Here is a 16,676-nt window from a genome sequence, read left to right as displayed (position 1 = left end):
ATGCTGTCTTGTTGCCAGGGGCCCCGCACCGGGATGGATTTGCCCAGACGCGTTCGAAGATCCGACGAATGGTGATTTCCTGTGAATGAAGGTTTCCAATGCCAGCCATTTTTTATTGTTGGATGCCCTCGTTCGGGAACCACGCTGATTCAGGTGTTCTTGAACCGGCATCCAAACGTCATCTGCCCGCCCGAAACTAAGCTTTTCTGTCGGTTTGATGGATGCCCCACTTGGATTAAGATCCGGACTCTTCAGAGAATCAATTCCGATCTTGGGATAAGCATTCCTCTTCGCCTGGCGAAGGAGTCTTGCGGTACTGAATGGGTGTTCCGGACGATGGTTGCCCAATATTCCTCGGTGAGGCCCGATGGGGCTCACGCAACGCATTTTGGGGAAAAGACCCCCGAGCACACGCCTCGTGTCGCACGTCTGCTGCACTTTTTTCCAAATGCTCGAATTGTTTTTATCTATCGAGATGGCCGTGACGTATCAGCGAGTCTGCAGAAGGTACCGTGGCTGAAATCTGATTTTCGTTCCGGACTGATTCTCTGGAAGCGATACTGTCGGCACCTTCTGTGGTGGCAACGCCGGCAAGATTCCCGTGTGTTGTTTGTTCGCTACGAGTCCTTCGTTTCTTCTCCCGTCTCGGAACTCAATCGCATCCTGTTGCACCTCGGGCTGCCCGGAGATGCAATTGATCTCATCTGCCGGCAACACGTTGATCGGACTGTCGTCCCGGAGAGGGAGCTCGACTGGAAATGTCGAGCACTTGGAAGGCCTGTCTCATGTCGTGTCGGACAATGGAAAAACGATTATCGACACATGGCGAAGGTTGCCGATGGTTTGATTGGAAGAGAGTTGCGACAACTAGGCTATGATGCAGCACCAATGAGTAGCGTTGTGTCATATATCCAGTGGGCTCGATCGATTGGTTCTATTGCACGTACTCTTGGAGGGGTGCCCCTGGACGTGTTGATGGCGGAATGCTCCTGTTTCCTTGTTGATAGATTGAGGCGTCAACGATTCGTCCCGTTGACGCGGGCCAAGGCGGCATCGGGCACACGTCTCGCCATGGATTGCAAACAGGACCCTTTCGCTCCTTCGTTTTTGGCGGGTGCTGAAAATGATCTGCCAGTTGAAATATTTGACCAGGAGTCAAAGTCGTGCAACTAAAGAGTGTGCTATTACGTACGTTCCTTTTAATGGTTTCCGTTTCTGTTGGAATGATTGGAGCAAAGACTTTAGGTTCGAGAGATGTGATTGCAGTCGAGCCTAGCCCCCTGGATAACATCGGATGTCGCTCCAATCATAACCATTCGTCTCGTTGACGATTTGTAATCGGTAGGAGCAGGTTTTTCTGTTTCAGGAGAATGATGATGATTCGTGAAGTTCGTCCCACGATCTTGTTTGCATTGGGGGTAGTGTTGCTATCACTTTCCCTGACGTCGTTTGCTCAAGCGGCGTGTTGGTGCGGTGGAACCTGCTCGGACGCAACCCCTGACGAGAATGGAAATTGCATCGGAACTTGTACGGGGTACTTTTGCAGCAATGACTGTGGATGCGAGCCAGACAGGAACGGATTGAACTGCGAGTGCGACAGTTAGTCGAAAACAGACGAACAAAGAAAACGTCTATACTTGAGATGAGGATTTGCACGGCCATTGTCGTGCGAATCTTATCTCGGTTTTGAGCAATCGTTCTGTCGCCCGATCGTTTGACTCCGGCCGAAGCACAAAGTATGTGACAATCAAGGCCCCCCCCGCCTTTCCTCGATGGTCATGGGCATTGGTTGTTTGATATGACGTGATGCTACTGAGAAAGGTGTATAAATATGGGTGCCGTAAGAATTCTTATCGTGAGTACGCTACTCGCGTCGCACGTCCTTCCATTGGCCGCTAAGAACACCGCTGGTGTACCTGCGGAAGTGCTGGAGTCTTGGCACGAACGACTGGCTGAGAGGCCGTCAAGCTCAGCCATCGTCACTGTTGAGGTAAAGCGACCCAATTCTCAAAATTCAAAGTCGGGTGATACCACCTATTGGCGTGAATTCATTGACGGTTCAAACTACAAAATCGAAGAATTTGCATCTTTGCAAGATGCGATCGACCGAAAGAACTTTGCTTCCGTGAAGATGCGGAATGATCAAGGATTGATCGAAATTGGTGCGAACGAAAATGGTCAGCTTTTTATTCGGCGGTTTATCCCAGTCGAGCAACTTGAAGGAGAAGGTGATACGCCGATCCATGCGAGGGTTTCTGACTTGGTTCTCGATCTTCCATGGATAGCTTGGGCAGTTCCATTGGGAGCGATCGAAAATTCTCAGCAGTATGACTTTGTGGGATGGGGGCCTGCAGAGGATGACGAAAATGGGTGGTCATGCAAAATTGATGATCTTTCAGAAGAGCCATCCAAGTTCTCAAAAGTTTCTTTAACGGTCGATCCTGAACATGGTTACCGGATTTCGCATTTGGAGGCCGATTTCGTGGGCAAACCTGAGAGGTATCGAAAGGTCCGCACGCTTAAGTATGACGAATCGGGGCTTCTGGTGTCTTCATTGACAGAATTTGTTGAACAGACGGAAAGAGCCCGCAAGGTCAATTGGTCATCGTCGGCCATGTTGAGCGATTTTGCTTCTTCTGTGCCGGCGGAAGAGTTTACGCCTGAGTTTTACGGACTGGTAACACCCTTTCAGAAACGACATTGGCTGAACTCGATGATGATTGCGGCCGTTTCATTTGCGCTGTTTTTGGCGGTCATTGTGTACGCGACATTGGATAGGCGACGTGCCGCAAGGTAGCTTATGTCATTCTGCTGTATTTTGTTGCCGGGTGTTTTGAGCGAATGTGTGAGTCATCGATCCAATGCGCCTGTTTTGACGCAGCGGTTTTTGTTCCATGGTTGATGGCCACGGTCCTGATGTTCAAGTCGCACTTGCGAATTGCAGGTCGGTGGTTTCCTGCCGGTGACATCTTGTTGCGCACCGAAGTTGCTTTGGTAGCATCGTTTTATTCACTTGTCGTCCATGCTTGTGTGTTGGGAGCACTGGGGATTCTCCATCCCTGGATCTTTTTGGGGACCATTTTATTGCAGGCCGTGGCGACCTTGCACTGGTGCGAGCCAGTCCCACTGGGCTCTCATGAAATACAAACTCCGTCGCAATTCATCTCCGTGACGTATTTTCTTTGGCTTGCGATTGCCTGCTTGGCGGTTTCATGGGTTTTAGTTCGAGGAGTCAATGAGTTTCCGACTAACTGGGACACGCTTTCCTATCACCTGCCCATGGTCGATGCCTGGATTTCAGAGGGCAGTATCTATACACCCAGAAACATGAAATGGTTTTTTCCGGGTAATAGTGAAGTGCTCATTTTGTGGTGTGTCGGTCTGTTTAGCGGAGACTTTCTGGCACCGATAGCGAACTTGATTGGAGTTTCGCTGTTAGTATGCAGTTCATTGTCTTTGCTGAAAATGTTGAATGTTTCTGGTTTGTTCCGACACTTGGTTTGTTTCGTGGTTGTCGCCAATGATGTCGTTTGGCACCAGCTTGTCGATAATAAGAACGACATCGCAGCGGTTGGTCTTGCAATTACGGCGTTGCATTTTTTCTGCGTATATTTGACTGCTGGTGAGGGTGCTAACTATCTCGTTTTGGCTTTTGCATCATTGGGTCTATTGGCCGGTGTTAAATATTATGCGGTGCCTTATGCGGTTCTGTTCGCGTTTGCGGGAATCTTCGGGATTGTTGTATCACGCAGGCTTGACCGCATTTCATGGAAGCAATGGGCGTTACTTGTGGCGGTGTGTTTAGCTCCATCATGTTGTTGGTACCTTCGTAATTTTGTTGTGACGGGATCTCCGCTTTTCCCGCAGTCTTTGATCGGGCAGGATCGGGGAACGGACGATGCGAGTTTGTTTGCGACTACCATATTGGGGCACGGCAATAACGAAAAGTGGTTTTTGCTTGCGCAAGCTATCTGGGGGCTGACGGGACCGGTGCATGTCGTCGCGTTGGTTGCCCTTCCCGCATCCCTGGCTCGTCTAGCGATCGGGGGCGTCTTTGGACTTGGGGGGAGCGCAAATGGCGTGCGTGACATGCGATCGGTTTTCTGCATTTTGTTGGTCGCCGCTGCCGGTTCTGTTCTGTTGTATTTGGTGACGCCGTTTGCAATTGGCAGCAATGGTACGAACATGGTTTTTGTTTCGCATGGTTACGTAACGGTCAGGTTGGGGCTGATCTGCCTGACTGTTGTGCTAATCGTTGTCAGTGTTGCATTTGAGGGTGTTTTTCGATCGGCAAGGTGCATGGAGATTCGCGGAGATCGAGGGATGGGAGTACTACAATGCCATTCCATTCGATCCATTTGCGCCTTGTTGATTCTAGCGATTGCTACCGCGTGGCAGTTCTTACGAAGAATGATCCCGAGTGTAGATCTATTGCAGGTAAACCCTATGGGGGTGAACCTTTTTCCAGAGGACCCAGCGATTCAAAAACATGGGATCGCAACATGGGGGATTGCGACTGTTTTCTTTTTGGGTTTGGTAGTGGTGTCTCTCTTCTGGCATCGGGGAAGATTCGGTTTTTCGTGCCCAAGGTTCCTCGTCGCCGGGGGCATCGTGGCGGTCTGCGTTGCGGTTGGTGTGCGTTCGGCGATCTGGCATCAGGGGTTCGATACATTTTATGGGAGGTTTTTGGGAATGGATGCCTTGCCCGCGTTGAAAATGCTTGAACAACGCAAGGAGCTTCATCGGCCGTCGATATTGGTGACGGGGCAACGTAGCTATCCATTCGCCGGGTCGGATCGACATCGGCAACTTGGCCAGTGTTATTCAATGCCTGCTTTGAAGTCCCGGTTTGAGGGCACCGCCGAAACGATCAGATTTTTTCGACAGCAAAGAACGGACCTCGTCGTTCTACGTAATTCCGCCGAATGGGAAAGTCTGTCTATTGCTCCCGATCTCGTTTCGAAGATTAGCAAACTAGAAGTGACAAACGAACGATTCCTGATTTACAGTTTGCGCCAAGACGTGATTGAGGATTTGTTTGCAACCAGTGTTCAGGATATTGGACGGTGATCGCGGGCGTGTCCGTCAAATGGCGCTCCATCGATTTCCCATCCTGATTCCGGATGTTCGATTCTTTGTCCACGCGGCCAACGAATCGAATTTCTTCGCGACTTCAGTTGGCAGTCTGCTCGGGTGGCGGATGGTCCGTGTCGAGTGGGCCTTGTGTTGACCCGCTCGGTTTTGTCGGACATCTCTGGAGCCGAATCGAGGGCAACCGGGAGTCCAGGTTGCCTTTAAAAATCAAGCCATCATCAACATCGGCAGGATTCCCCGGTGGTCGTCGATCGTGCATTCAGGCATTGCATCCGGATCGTGGCCAATCAGGCTACCCGTCGGTCCACAGCATTTCTCGCAAAGCACGAGAAGGGGAGGAAACCAGCATCACCGACGACCGAACCACCAGGTGTTTGCTAGCAATAGGGGGCTAGCAAGAACGTGCCTTCGTCATGGCGGGGGCTAGAGATGGCAGGGGCGTTCCCATTCCAGGAAAGTGGCAACTCCTTTGCGAATTCGTCCAAACAGGTTCAGAGCCTGATTCGTAACTGTGAACACAGGGATTCACGACGTTCTCAAAGCCACCCGGAAGTGCCGGCGTTGGTGAAGGGGAAAGAATTTGCAAAGCGGAGGTAAGTTTTTCTCTCGTGGTTCGAAATGCGAATCGGGTCAGACACTATTTTGGGATTTGTAAACCAAGAACTGCATAGGGTTTACGAAGATTCATTGAGATGACGGCCTGCAAAATGGCACACCGTCTGCATTACCGCTGCACCGTACCGACGAGTATCAAGCAACGTCGGGAAGGAAAAGGATCAACCATCACAACGCCTGAGGGCAAAGGAAACTGCCATGTTAGTTTTGACTCGTAAAGCCAAAGAACAAATCGTTATCGGCGACGGCATCACGATTACCCTGGTGCGTGTCAAAGGAAACAGCGTTCGCATCGGCATCGACGCCCCCAAAGATGTCCGTGTGGTTCGCGGCGAGTTGGCGGAAAAGGACCAACAGCGACAAGCGGACGATGGTGGGAAGTTGGACGTCGTGTCGGGGGCCGAAGACGTCGATGCGTATCCGAAGGCACGTCGATCCATCGCCGGAAAGTTGCGATGCGAAACCAGCCGCGACGGCAAAATCGTCTCCGGCCGCGTTTCGATGCCCGGGCGTCGTGGTGCGGAACCGACCAATCGGCTGGCCGCGATGCCGCATGCCGGCAAGATTTCCCCGACCGCTGGCATCAGCCAATCGGCCGGACCTTTGGCAGGATTTGGAACGATCCGCTAGCGTTCAACCGGACGCCTCGCGGCGTTAGGTTTTTCGGCGGGCTGCCCGGATTGACGACGTGTCAACGTTCACCGCGTTGCCGTTGCGGCGGAAATATCGCTGGCTTGGCGGATCGGCGTTGCCAAGTGTGCGGGTTCGGTGTTTGAACCTGGACCACTTTCGGTTTGTAGGGCAACCCGGTTCTTGGCATCAAATTCTTGCAGGTGCTTCAATAAGATTCGGCGGACTTCGAAAATGGCTTGTCCGGTCATGTGCAATGAAACGTGATCGGCATCCACCACCAACTCACTTTCAACATCGTTCATCGTGGCACTGGCGTATTCCACGACGCCGTCGCCTTTGTGTTTGGATCCCACGATCAACGGCGGATCTTTCAAGACTCCAATGATGTTGTGGTAACGTGTTTGCGGCGACCGTTCGGCCGCCAACATGACTTCGAAAATCGGGGACTCCGGTGCCAGTGAATCGATCGCTGTTGCCTCGGTCAACAAGTGGCTGTTGCGAAACAGTCCCGGATTGGCACCCACCATCGTGCGTCCGACGGACATCGCCATGTTGGGCAATTTAATGAACGTCTCGCCCAGCCATTTGGTGATGCTGTTGGCAAAGTCGCTGCCGCGGTGCGGCGTGCCGATGGTGATCACCCGACTGACCGATTGGTTGGGGTGAAAGAACATTGCGCTGACCAACTTGGCCTTTTGATCTTCAGGACCTTGCAGTTCTTCCGGCGGACGGTCGCTGATGATTTTCCAAAACTTGTCTTCGCTCTCGATCGTTTGAAACCGGCTCAGCAGCCCGCCCATGCTGTGCCCCACCAAGACCATGTCATCCAGTGGTCGGTCATCGCCCATCGGGTCGAACGTTTGCCGCATTTCAGCCAAGTCGGTGCGCAATTGAGTCGCGCTTAGCCAGAACGGTTGTCCGGACGGGTACAGATAGAACCAGAACTGATAACGTTCCCGAATCTCGGGAAAACTGCGCAAATCATTGAACATGTCCATCCAGGTGATCGGGCTGGACCAAAGCCCGTGGACCATCAACACCGGGATACGGTTCGGGTCGTAGGGTTCCAACATGAAGATGCCGCGGTTTTCTTCCACCATGTTGGGACGAACCAGACCCAATGTGGGGCGATCGCGTTCGCGGTATTCCGGGCTGTCCAGAAAGAACGCCAATGGGGTGGTCAGGTCGGTTTCCAGCGGCACCCAGTGGTTGGCGAGTTGAATTTGATTGGCCTGCAGTGGGTCAAAGAACTCCAAAACGCAGACCGGAGTTTCGCCAGGTTTTCGATCCTCTCGCGGCGTCGGGCATCGCATCATCGCGGTCACCGCATAGCTGAGGCCTTCGGGGTAATAGCCTTCGCGGTGATCGCTTTCCGATCCCGCGCGCCGGACGGCGATCAGCGGAACACCCAGCCCATAGGTCGTGTGTCGGTTCCGCAGGGTTTGAATGTCGTAGTCGCTGACGAACTCATAACGTTCAAATTCGGACGGTTTCCATGCACCCCGCATTTCCGTGCGGACGATGAATTCTCGTTCTGGCGTGCGAATGGTATAGGTTTGACCGGGTTGGAATCGATTCTCGCGACAAAGCAAACGCAGGGTGTCTTCCAGCGATTCGTTGTACAAATTGCACACCGATCGGAACTGGGGGTCATACGGGTTCCGCGTGTTGCTATAGGCGTCGGAAAACAGATAGTCATAGCTGTTGGTTAGTGCGATGCCGTAGTGATTCAAGGCATCGCTGACCTCGCCGGTGCGTTCTGATTTCTTCCCTTCGACGTACGCCAATTCGCTTAGCGCGTAGACCAATTCCGGATCGGGGGTCTCGTGGATTAGCCGGCGAATGTTGGAAAGGCAGGTTCGACAGTCTGTCTGATAATTGCTTTCCAGGCCGTAGCGGCGAAGCGTGCTCCAGGTCCGATCGCTGACTTTCGGCCCGCTCAGTCGCATCAAGTTCAGCGGGCGGCTGAGCGGATTGTCGCGGACGTTGCGGTCGACCAGGTATTTGGTTGTCGAACAACCCGGTCCAGCGGCCAGAAGAATCGCCAGCCAGATCAAGGGCCATCGTTGACGACATGCCCGAGACCGGCGATGCGGAACTTGCCAATCCCGATCGGTCCGCCAGCGACACCATGGGCGTCCACGATTCGGATGGAAATCACCTTCCATGGCTGGGGCGGTCGCGACTGTGGCTGGTTCCGTGGGACGGGGACTCGGAATGGTTCGGGCGGGCCATACGGCTTCATTGCCATCGATGGAACGCCGGAAACTCGGTAGCGTGACGGTAGAAAAATTCGTCCCAGGGTGTCAACGGACATCGCGATAGCGGCCATTGGCGGGGTTTCAGGGCGGACGAGCCCGAGTGGTGGCACACACAAGTTTCACCTCGGGTTCGGCCGTCGCGGGCAAGACGATTCGCGGTGTTACGGGTATCCTAGAGGCGACCGAAACAAAATTCCCGCCGGCGTCCGCCCGTTTGTCGATCGACGATGGTGTCGCGTTGCGACACATGCGTTGCGATACACCTCGGACCGAACGCCGAATCGATCCTGACAAGTATCAATATCCATGGAATCACTTCGCCAATACGTCCGAGACATTCCGGATTTCCCCAAACCGGGCATCTTGTTCCGAGACATCACGCCCATGCTGGCGAATCCCGAAGCCCTGACGGCTGCGGTCGATGCGATGGCGGCCCCCTTTATCGATGCCGGCGTGGAAGTCATCGCGGCGGCCGAGGCTCGCGGTTTCATCTTTGCGGCGCCGTTGGCGATGAAGCTGAACGCCGGTTTCGTGCCGATCCGGAAACCCGGCAAACTGCCGTTTGACATGCACTCCTTTGCCTACGAACTGGAATATGGCACCGATGAACTGCAGGTTCACGTCGACGGTGTGAAAAAGGGCCAACGGGTGCTGTTAGTCGATGACCTATTGGCCACCGGTGGCACGATGGAAGCGTGTTGTCGTTTGTTGGAAAAGTGCGACGCCGAAATCGTCGGCTGCTCTTTCTTGATTCATCTAGAGGTCCTCGGCGGCGCCGCACGTTTGTCACCCTATCAAGTCCAATCGGTCTTGACATACGGACAGGATGATGAGGAAGCCGAACTGAGTATCCAAAATCGTCAACCGGGTCCGTCGGTCTAGTTCAAGATGGATGTCGGTGTGTCGCCGAAAGTAAACCGAGTCGAATTCGATGCACGACTGGTCTGATATCACCAATTTGCCAGACGATTTCGACCAGCGGGTTCGCATGTTCCCGCTGCCGGAATTGGTCGTGTTTCCTCATGCAATGCAGCCGCTGCACATTTTCGAACCGCGATACTGTGACATGCTGCGTGATGCCTTGGCATCGGATCATTTGATCGCGATGGCAACGGTGAAGTCCGGCAAAAGCATCGATTTGAAATCGGGCAAGTCGCCGGTCGTCGGGCCCGCGGTCGAAGAAACATTGTGCATCGGACGGATCGTTTCACACACCGAATTGGAAGGCGATCGGCACAACATCCTTTTGGTGGGAATGAAACGCGCGACGATGATCGATGAAATCGATACCGGTCGCACGTTCCGTACGGCGTCGGTCGATGTGATGGACGACTACTATCCGCCGGCCAACGTCGCCCTTCGTAATGAATTGAAAGACGATCTGTTGCGTGCCTTCGCGTCGATCATCCCCCAGAGCGCCAACGTGCAGAAAAACCTGCACGATCTGATGGCGGGGCAAATGACTCTGGGCCCCATCACGGACATCATCAGTTACACGATGCCGTTCGAAGTGGACGAAAAGATTCAGTTGTTGGCCGAACCCGACGTCGACAAGCGAGCGGCTTTGCTGATTCAGTATCTACGCAGCGGAAAAATTCAGCTGCATTCGGTTTCGATCGAAGAACAGCAGGAACAGAAATCACAATCGGTCGGCAGCATGATACGCGCCAACCGAAGCGATCAGTTCCCGCCGCCGTTCAGCATGAACTGACGACCGGCGTTGTGTTTTTGCGTCGGCGAAACCAGCCGACCGCGACGACGCACAACGAACCCAGACCCGCCATCGATGTGGGTTCGGGAACCGCGGTCGGATTGATCTGCCCGATCGACGGTGAAAACGCGTCACCGGAAAACGAAACATCGCCGGCGATGTCGCGACCGTTCAAGTTAAAGATCTGGCCGTTGTCAGGACTGTTAATCGCGTACCAGTCACCCACACTGGCATCGCGGAAAACTAATCGTGGTTCGTCCCCGGTGAACGCGAAATCCGCACCGCCCAGTTGTTGACCATAGGTAAGGTTGTTCTGTGTATCACTACTGTCAGTGATACCGATGGCGTCCCTGACATTGGAAATCGATGCCAAGTTGTCGATGATTCCGTCGTCATCGCCGTCCAAGTCGGTTACGCCCGCTTGCCCGGTGAAATCGTCGACCAGCGCAACCGTCAAGGTTGGGTTTAGAAACGGGCGATGGTCAAAGACATAGATGCCGTTGCTGTCGAAGGTTCCGTCGATCGACAGAGCCCGGTCAACCAAACCATAGCTGCCGACTTCGCCGCGAATTGCCAGCAAGAATCCGCGAAACGGCATCCCCGCAACGCCGCTGAATTCCGACTGTGTCGTCAGCGGAGGCAGGCCAGGGATATCGGGTTGATATTCGCTGATCAGGACGGCCGGGGCGGACGATGCCCACAGGGTACCGATGCCAGTCAATAGAACCGTGATTGATTGGTAGATGAATGCGCGCATGGATGATTGAAATCGATTGATAGAGTTTGCAGTGGTTTGGGGGGAAGCACAGCCGGGCATGCATCGGATACCAATGCCAGCCCGGCGATCACTTGCAGTCGACGGTCGCAACACTTTGTTAGCGATAGATCACTGGACTTGGTCGACGATGGCGTCCATCCATTCTTCATCATCGTCCGCGCCCGATCGTTGGATGTCGGCGGCAACTTGGACCAACGCTTGATCAGTCGTATCGTTCTGCGTCGTTTGACGAGCCAGTGTGTTGATCACACGCAGGGCATCGATGGCGGTGATGCGGCCGTCGCCGGACACGTCGACCATCGGATGGTCGGCCGACGTCTGCACCGACGCCGATTCGCCTTCGGCAGTCATTAATTGTTCGACGTCCACGTCGTCGCCGTGACGGGCCACAAAATTGATGACCATCAAGGCGTCCAGTGCGGTGGTGCGGCTGTCGCCGTTGACATCGGTCGGCATCACCGGGTTTTGGAACACACCGGCGATCACAGGAGCCGACAGCGGTGATTCGAATGCACCGCTGTCCGGGGCGTCGCCTTGCGGACGTGCGATGCCACGCTGATCAACGTCGACTCCGGCGGGATCACCCGATGCAAGTGCGGGGCTTCCGGCACTTAGAGCGTGCGTCATCGTCGGACCGCCGTTGTCAGAAAGCGGTTGCAATCCTGTGTTGGTCACATCCAATTGGTCGGTCGGCTGGGCGTTGGCAAAGGTCGCCCCCGTTGTGTCGCCAACGACGTTGAAACCGTCGGTGGTCACCGCACCATGGATATTGGGGCCATCATCCGCGTCATTCATCGCGATGATCGACGATCCAATGGTTGTCGAACCACCGTCGATCGTGTCGATTCCGCCACCGCGGGGCGAAGCGTTTAATGCGACGGTGGAACTGACCACTCTTAGAGTTCCGGTGCTGCTGTTCCAAAGTCCGCCGCCTTCGTTGCCCGATTGGTTTTCACTGACGGTGGTGTTAATGACATCCACGATCGCATCGCCGCCCAAGTGAAGCCCGCCGCCGTTGCCCGGCATTGCCATGCCGTCGGGCCCAGTGACGTTGCCAACAAGCAAGACACGTTCGATGGTGCTTTCGCTGCCTCCGGTGACTTCGATGCCACCGCCGGCGCGGTTGGACGTGTTGAATCCAACAGTTGCATCGGAGATCTCCAGCGTTCCGCCAAGATTCATGATCCCGCCGCCACTGCCGCTGGTTCCATCGGCCTGGTTTTCCGAGATCGTTCCGCCGGAAATCGTTAGTGAACCACCGTTGTTGAAGATGCCGCCGCCGCCGTCGTCCGCGGCATCACCACTTGCGACATTGCCCATCAGATCGGTGGACAGAACGGTCATCATTCCGCTGCCGTTCCACAGCCCGCCACCTTCGCGGCCGGCATGGTTTGATTCGATTCGGCTGTTTTCGATCACGGCGTCGCCATCACCCGTGATGTGCAGGCCGCCGCCATTGCCGGGGGTTGCAAAGCCGGATGGGCCGGCGATGTTGGACACCAAGTCGACTTGGCTGAGCGTGGTGATGGAGTTCGGCGTCGCTTCGATTCCACCCCCGGCACGACTGGCAATGTTACCGTCAATCAAGGTGTTGCTGACTTCGACGGTTCCGCCGTCATTCAAGATGCCTCCACCGCTTCCCATCGTTGTCGGGAACACAACTTGCCCTCGGAGTTCCCCACCAGGGTTCGTTGTCGAATGGAGGTTGATGTAGGTTCCGCCCGCGGCGAAGTCGGCAAAGTTGGACTCGGGCAGTTCGACATCATGCAGTCGCAAGCGAATGGAATCGCCGTCTTGGACGAAGTTTTCCACACCCAGATTGACGATGACCGGGCCGTTGGCATCAGCGGCGGCAACATGAAGGTGGGCACCGGTCAGTTCGGGCAAGCTGGTGTCGTCGTCCAGTTCGATACCGCGGACGATCACGTCCAAATCAAAGGTGCCGGCATTCGGATCGTATTGGATTGCGGCCGTCCCGGTTGCGGCTGTCGCGACCGAGGGAACTTCGGCGTCGCCGGACAGAGTGACCAGGGTCGATGCCGTCGCTCGGTTGTTCGTCAGGGTGGATGAATCGATTTGGATTGTTCCGCCCGCGTTGAAAACGCCACCGCCACCCTGGTCGACTCCATTACCAGCAGCGACGTTGCCATCGATCTGGGTTCCCGAAACCGCCATCACTCCGGTCCCGTTCCAAAGCCCACCGCCTTCGCTGGCGGCGAAGTTATCGCGAACGGTGCCGCCGATCACCGCGACGGTGCCCTGACCCGTCACATGCAGACCACCACCGTTGCCGGGCGAAGCCGATCCAACCGGCCCGGCGGTGTTGGATTCCATCGTGACGTCGATCAGGGTGCTTTCGCTGTCCGTGGTCGCCTCGACGGCCCCTCCGGCGCGATTCGCAACGTTTTCGGAAAGATTGGTGGATTCGACTCGCAGGATCCCATCCAGGTTCAAGATCCCGCCACCGCTTCCGCTGGCACCATTGGCGACGTTTCCGGTGATGTTTCCGCCGTTGATGATCAGCTGGCCGGTGTTATTGAAGATGCCACCGCCGCCGTCGTCGCCCGTATCACCGCGGGCGATGTTGTCCATGACGTCGACATCGACCAACGTCATCAAGCCTGCACCGTTCCATAGTCCGCCACCTTCGCGGTCGGCCAGGTTGCCCATGACGGTTCCGCCTTGAATTTCAACCGATCCGCTACCCGTGACGTGAAGCCCGCCACCGTTGCCCGGGGCGGCGGCGCCCATCGGACCGGCCTCGTTTTCCATCAAATCGACGTTGGACAATACCGTGTCGCTCTCACCGGTGACTTCGATGCCACCGCCGGCACGTGAAGCCGAGTTGTTACGGATCTGTGCACCGGAGATTTCCAGCGATCCACCGAGGCTGAGGATGCCTCCACCACTTCCGCTGGCGCCATCAGCCACATTGGATTCGATCACACCACCGTCGATGACGACTTGACCGCCGTTGTTAAAGATGCCGCCGCCGCCGTCATCGGCCGCATCTCCTGAGGCACTGTTTCGCTCGATGGTGGTGTTGATGACTGTCATGGTTCCCGAGCCATTCCACAGTCCACCACCTTCGGCCGCCGCGATGTTCTCGCTGACGAAACTGTCGGCGATCAAAACGTCACCAGCACCCGTGACGTGAATTCCGCCACCGTTTCCTGGCGCGGCGGCCGATGCGTCCGCTGCGATGACGCCAGCGTTGTTGTCGCTCAAAAACACGTTCTGCAGCGACAAGCCTTGGACGCCAGGAGCATCCGAAGCATCTTCGATTCCGCCTCCGGCACGACTGGCGACGTTGTCCGTGATTTCGGAATCGATCACGGAAACCTTGCCCGCGTTAATATTCAGGATGCCGCCACCGCTGGCACCGGTTCCCGCCGCAAAGTTGCCGGACACGATGGAACGATTGACCGTGACCAAACCGCCGTCGTTGGCAATCCCGCCGCCTCCACCCGCGGTTCCCGTCGTCGCATTGTCAGTGATCCGGGCGTCGGTGATGGTCAGCAAGCCGCCGTTGTTGAAAACACCACCGCCGCCTTCGGTATTGGTTTCGCCACCGGCCCGGTTGCCGACGATTTCCGCGTTTCCGGCGATCGACATCACGGCCCCGTTTTGATTCCAGACTCCGCCACCCTCGGACGCTGCGAAGTTACCCGCGATGACCCCACCAAAGATGGCGACTGATGTTGCCGAAGCGCCACCGGTCACGTGGATACCACCTCCGTTGCCCGGCGACGCCGAACCGCCAGGCCCGGCAACGTTGGCGTCATCGACGGCGAATCCGCCCAGCATCACATCGGTAAGCGTCAGCGATCCGGTGCCCAGTTCAATGGCGCCGCCGGCACGATTGGCCACATTGCCCGACATGGTTGTCGATTGAATCGATACCGAACCACCCGAGGAAAGAATTCCACCACCACTGCCGCTTGCACCGGAGGCGGTGTTGTCCGTGATCGAACCACCGATGATCACCAAGTTCGCACCGACGTTGTTGATTCCACCGCCTCCTTGGTTGGCTGCGTCGCCAGTTGCGACGTTAGAAACGATGTCCACGTCGTGCAGTTCCAACGACGTCGCGCCCGCGACATCGATCGCCCCGCCCGACACCGCGAAACCACCGGTCAGCGTCAAGCCGGAAAGTCGGACCGGACCTGCATCGGTGATGGAAAACAGCCGACTGCCACCCTGTGCATCGATCTGAATTGATTGGCCGAAAGATGGTTCGATAGCGACCGAGTCGGTCAATGACAGTTCACCATCGGTCAGGCTGATCGTGGCGTCACCGATCGAAGGGCTAAACCATATGGTGTCGATTCCCGCGGTCGCACCGACTTGGCCCGCCGCTGCCTCGTTGACTGCGCTGTTGGAATTGGCCGCCTGGATTGCTTCACGCAGACTGACAAAACCATCCGCCGCGACCACGTCGTCGACCGTATCCACGATGTATCCGGTCAAGACTCGTCTTGCTTCCAGCGGTTCAAGTCGACTGCGACGAACCTTTCGGCGTCGCAACCGCGATTCCCTGGTGAAGCAAGTTGACGGACGACGTTTATGGTTGGATTGGCGCAGGTTGCGTTTCAGCATGAATCAGCTCTTGTTCGGGAATCCGGAGGGTTCGCCGACGCAAGCATCCGAGTCTGATCATCGCTCCGACCACCTGCGTCGCGAAAGGTACGGACAGTGGTGGCGCAGCGGATGCAAAAAGCTGAAAACTTTTTCGTAGATTTCCTAAAGCTGATTCTCGAACCAATCGGTCAGATCTTCGCTGACCAAATCGGCATCATCCAGCGATCTTCCATCGCGTGGGGACTGTGGACCACGTTCGATCGTGACGGCGATGCGTTGGATGGTGGTGTGCAAATTCGGAATGTCTAGCACACGAGTCCGATCACGGTCGTCGTCACCGCCGACTTGTCCGGCAAACGTCCAATGTCCGGATGGATCCACCAGCCAAATGGCATAGAAAGCGTCACCGTCCAGTGGATCCCAATTGACCGCATGGACATGCAGTTGGTTGGCCACACGGTCGATCCAAAATGATGCCAGCGGTTGTGTGGGTTCACGCCGATTGACGACCGATACCAAACGCTGATTCGGGTCAGACATCGATTGAAAACGCGGTGGCAATGGATCGGTTTGACCGTGTGTGCTTGCCGATCCCAATTCCAGATGATCGTCGGATCGGGGAATCATGACGATCGCCATCGCGAAACCGGCGGCGGTTGCCAAAGCGGGAATCATCCAACGCTTCAAAACATCCAGATTCTCAGATCCGGCCCCCGATCCCTTTGCGTGTCTGGCCGGCGCAAAATAGTCGTCGTCGATCGCGTGATGGATCTCTTGTTCGATTGATTCGATCGTCGCAGCACTCGGGCGATGTTCGGGTGCCGATGTCAGCATCGCCGCGTGGGCAGCGGACAAACTTTCCAGCAATTCACGGCAATCTTGGCACCCCGAATCCAGGTGATTTTCCACCTGTCGGGCGACCGAAGCCTCCGTCTGGCCGGTCAGATAATCCACCAAGTGCTGCTGGCAATCGTGACAATTCATGACGTTTCAGTGTGCTCGA

General features: G+C 55.7%; 10 protein-coding genes. 6 read left to right on the top strand and 4 right to left on the bottom strand.

The window, feature by feature from the left end; all coding sequences use genetic code 11:
• Window positions 1-81: 81 nt before the first annotated feature.
• The 4 genes from HFP54_RS24695 (at window position 82) to csrA (ending at window position 6,339) form a co-directional block, all read left to right on the top strand.
• Window positions 82-1,173: a sulfotransferase family protein gene (locus HFP54_RS24695; protein ID WP_168567228.1), complete on the top strand. Its 1,092-nt coding sequence runs from the start codon at window positions 82-84 to the stop codon at window positions 1,171-1,173.
• Window positions 1,174-1,855: 682 nt separating this feature from the next.
• Window positions 1,856-2,797 carry a hypothetical protein gene (locus HFP54_RS24690; RefSeq protein ID WP_168567227.1) on the top strand — a complete coding sequence of 314 codons (942 nt, stop codon included), beginning with the start codon at window positions 1,856-1,858 and terminating at the stop codon, window positions 2,795-2,797.
• 104 nt (window positions 2,798-2,901) lie between these two features.
• A complete protein-coding gene (locus tag HFP54_RS24685; protein ID WP_168567226.1) occupies window positions 2,902-5,070 on the top strand; it encodes a DUF8201 family protein in 2,169 nt (722 codons plus the stop codon).
• 837 nt (window positions 5,071-5,907) lie between these two features.
• Complete coding sequence (gene csrA / locus HFP54_RS26495; protein ID WP_145300248.1) at window positions 5,908-6,339, top strand: carbon storage regulator CsrA; 432 nt, start codon at window positions 5,908-5,910, stop codon at window positions 6,337-6,339.
• Between the two features lie 68 nt (window positions 6,340-6,407).
• On the opposite strand, the gene HFP54_RS24675 is transcribed toward csrA, so the two are convergent.
• Window positions 6,408-8,384, bottom strand: a complete 1,977-nt coding sequence (locus tag HFP54_RS24675; RefSeq protein WP_390658299.1) for an esterase/lipase family protein — start codon at window positions 8,382-8,384, stop codon at window positions 6,408-6,410.
• 525 nt (window positions 8,385-8,909) lie between these two features.
• Between HFP54_RS24675 and HFP54_RS24670 the strand changes: the two genes are divergently transcribed.
• Together HFP54_RS24670 and HFP54_RS24665 are read left to right on the top strand one after the other, a co-directional pair.
• Window positions 8,910-9,485, top strand: a complete 576-nt coding sequence (locus HFP54_RS24670) for an adenine phosphoribosyltransferase (protein WP_146412825.1) — start codon at window positions 8,910-8,912, stop codon at window positions 9,483-9,485.
• A gap of 49 nt (window positions 9,486-9,534) precedes the next feature.
• The gene (locus HFP54_RS24665; RefSeq protein WP_146412827.1) at window positions 9,535-10,314 is read left to right on the top strand and encodes an LON peptidase substrate-binding domain-containing protein; all 780 of its coding nucleotides are present in this window, start codon (window positions 9,535-9,537) and stop codon (window positions 10,312-10,314) included.
• Here HFP54_RS24665 and HFP54_RS24660 read toward each other — a convergent pair.
• From HFP54_RS24660 to HFP54_RS24650, 3 genes are all read right to left on the bottom strand, one after another.
• The gene (locus HFP54_RS24660; protein WP_168567224.1) at window positions 10,301-11,071 is read right to left on the bottom strand and encodes a PEP-CTERM sorting domain-containing protein; all 771 of its coding nucleotides are present in this window, start codon (window positions 11,069-11,071) and stop codon (window positions 10,301-10,303) included. The two genes, HFP54_RS24665 and HFP54_RS24660, sit on opposite strands and share 14 nt — an antisense overlap.
• A 129-nt stretch (window positions 11,072-11,200) precedes the next feature.
• The gene (locus HFP54_RS24655) at window positions 11,201-15,691 is read right to left on the bottom strand and encodes a CHRD domain-containing protein (RefSeq protein WP_168567223.1); all 4,491 of its coding nucleotides are present in this window, start codon (window positions 15,689-15,691) and stop codon (window positions 11,201-11,203) included.
• Between the two features lie 144 nt (window positions 15,692-15,835).
• Window positions 15,836-16,657: an anti-sigma factor domain-containing protein gene (locus HFP54_RS24650; RefSeq protein ID WP_168567222.1), complete on the bottom strand. Its 822-nt coding sequence runs from the start codon at window positions 16,655-16,657 to the stop codon at window positions 15,836-15,838.
• Window positions 16,658-16,676 lie beyond the last annotated feature (19 nt).

The sequence above is a fragment of the Crateriforma spongiae genome, from assembly GCF_012290005.1.
GTDB lineage: Bacteria > Planctomycetota > Planctomycetia > Pirellulales > Pirellulaceae > Crateriforma > Crateriforma spongiae.
This window is presented reverse-complemented; position numbering and strand designations above follow the sequence as displayed.

What these genes read in the sequence shown, in the direction of transcription:
- HFP54_RS24660 (WP_168567224.1), bottom strand. Translation starts at nt 11,071, where the DNA reads ATGCGCGCATTCATCTACCAATCAATCACGGTTCTATTGACTGGCATC.
- csrA (WP_145300248.1), top strand. Translation starts at nt 5,908, where the DNA reads ATGTTAGTTTTGACTCGTAAAGCCAAAGAACAAATCGTTATCGGCGAC.
- HFP54_RS24665 (WP_146412827.1), top strand. Translation starts at nt 9,535, where the DNA reads ATGCACGACTGGTCTGATATCACCAATTTGCCAGACGATTTCGACCAG.
- HFP54_RS24655 (WP_168567223.1), bottom strand. Translation starts at nt 15,691, where the DNA reads ATGCTGAAACGCAACCTGCGCCAATCCAACCATAAACGTCGTCCGTCA.
- HFP54_RS24685 (WP_168567226.1), top strand. Translation starts at nt 2,902, where the DNA reads ATGGCCACGGTCCTGATGTTCAAGTCGCACTTGCGAATTGCAGGTCGG.
- HFP54_RS24650 (WP_168567222.1), bottom strand. Translation starts at nt 16,657, where the DNA reads ATGAATTGTCACGATTGCCAGCAGCACTTGGTGGATTATCTGACCGGC.
- HFP54_RS24670 (WP_146412825.1), top strand. Translation starts at nt 8,910, where the DNA reads ATGGAATCACTTCGCCAATACGTCCGAGACATTCCGGATTTCCCCAAA.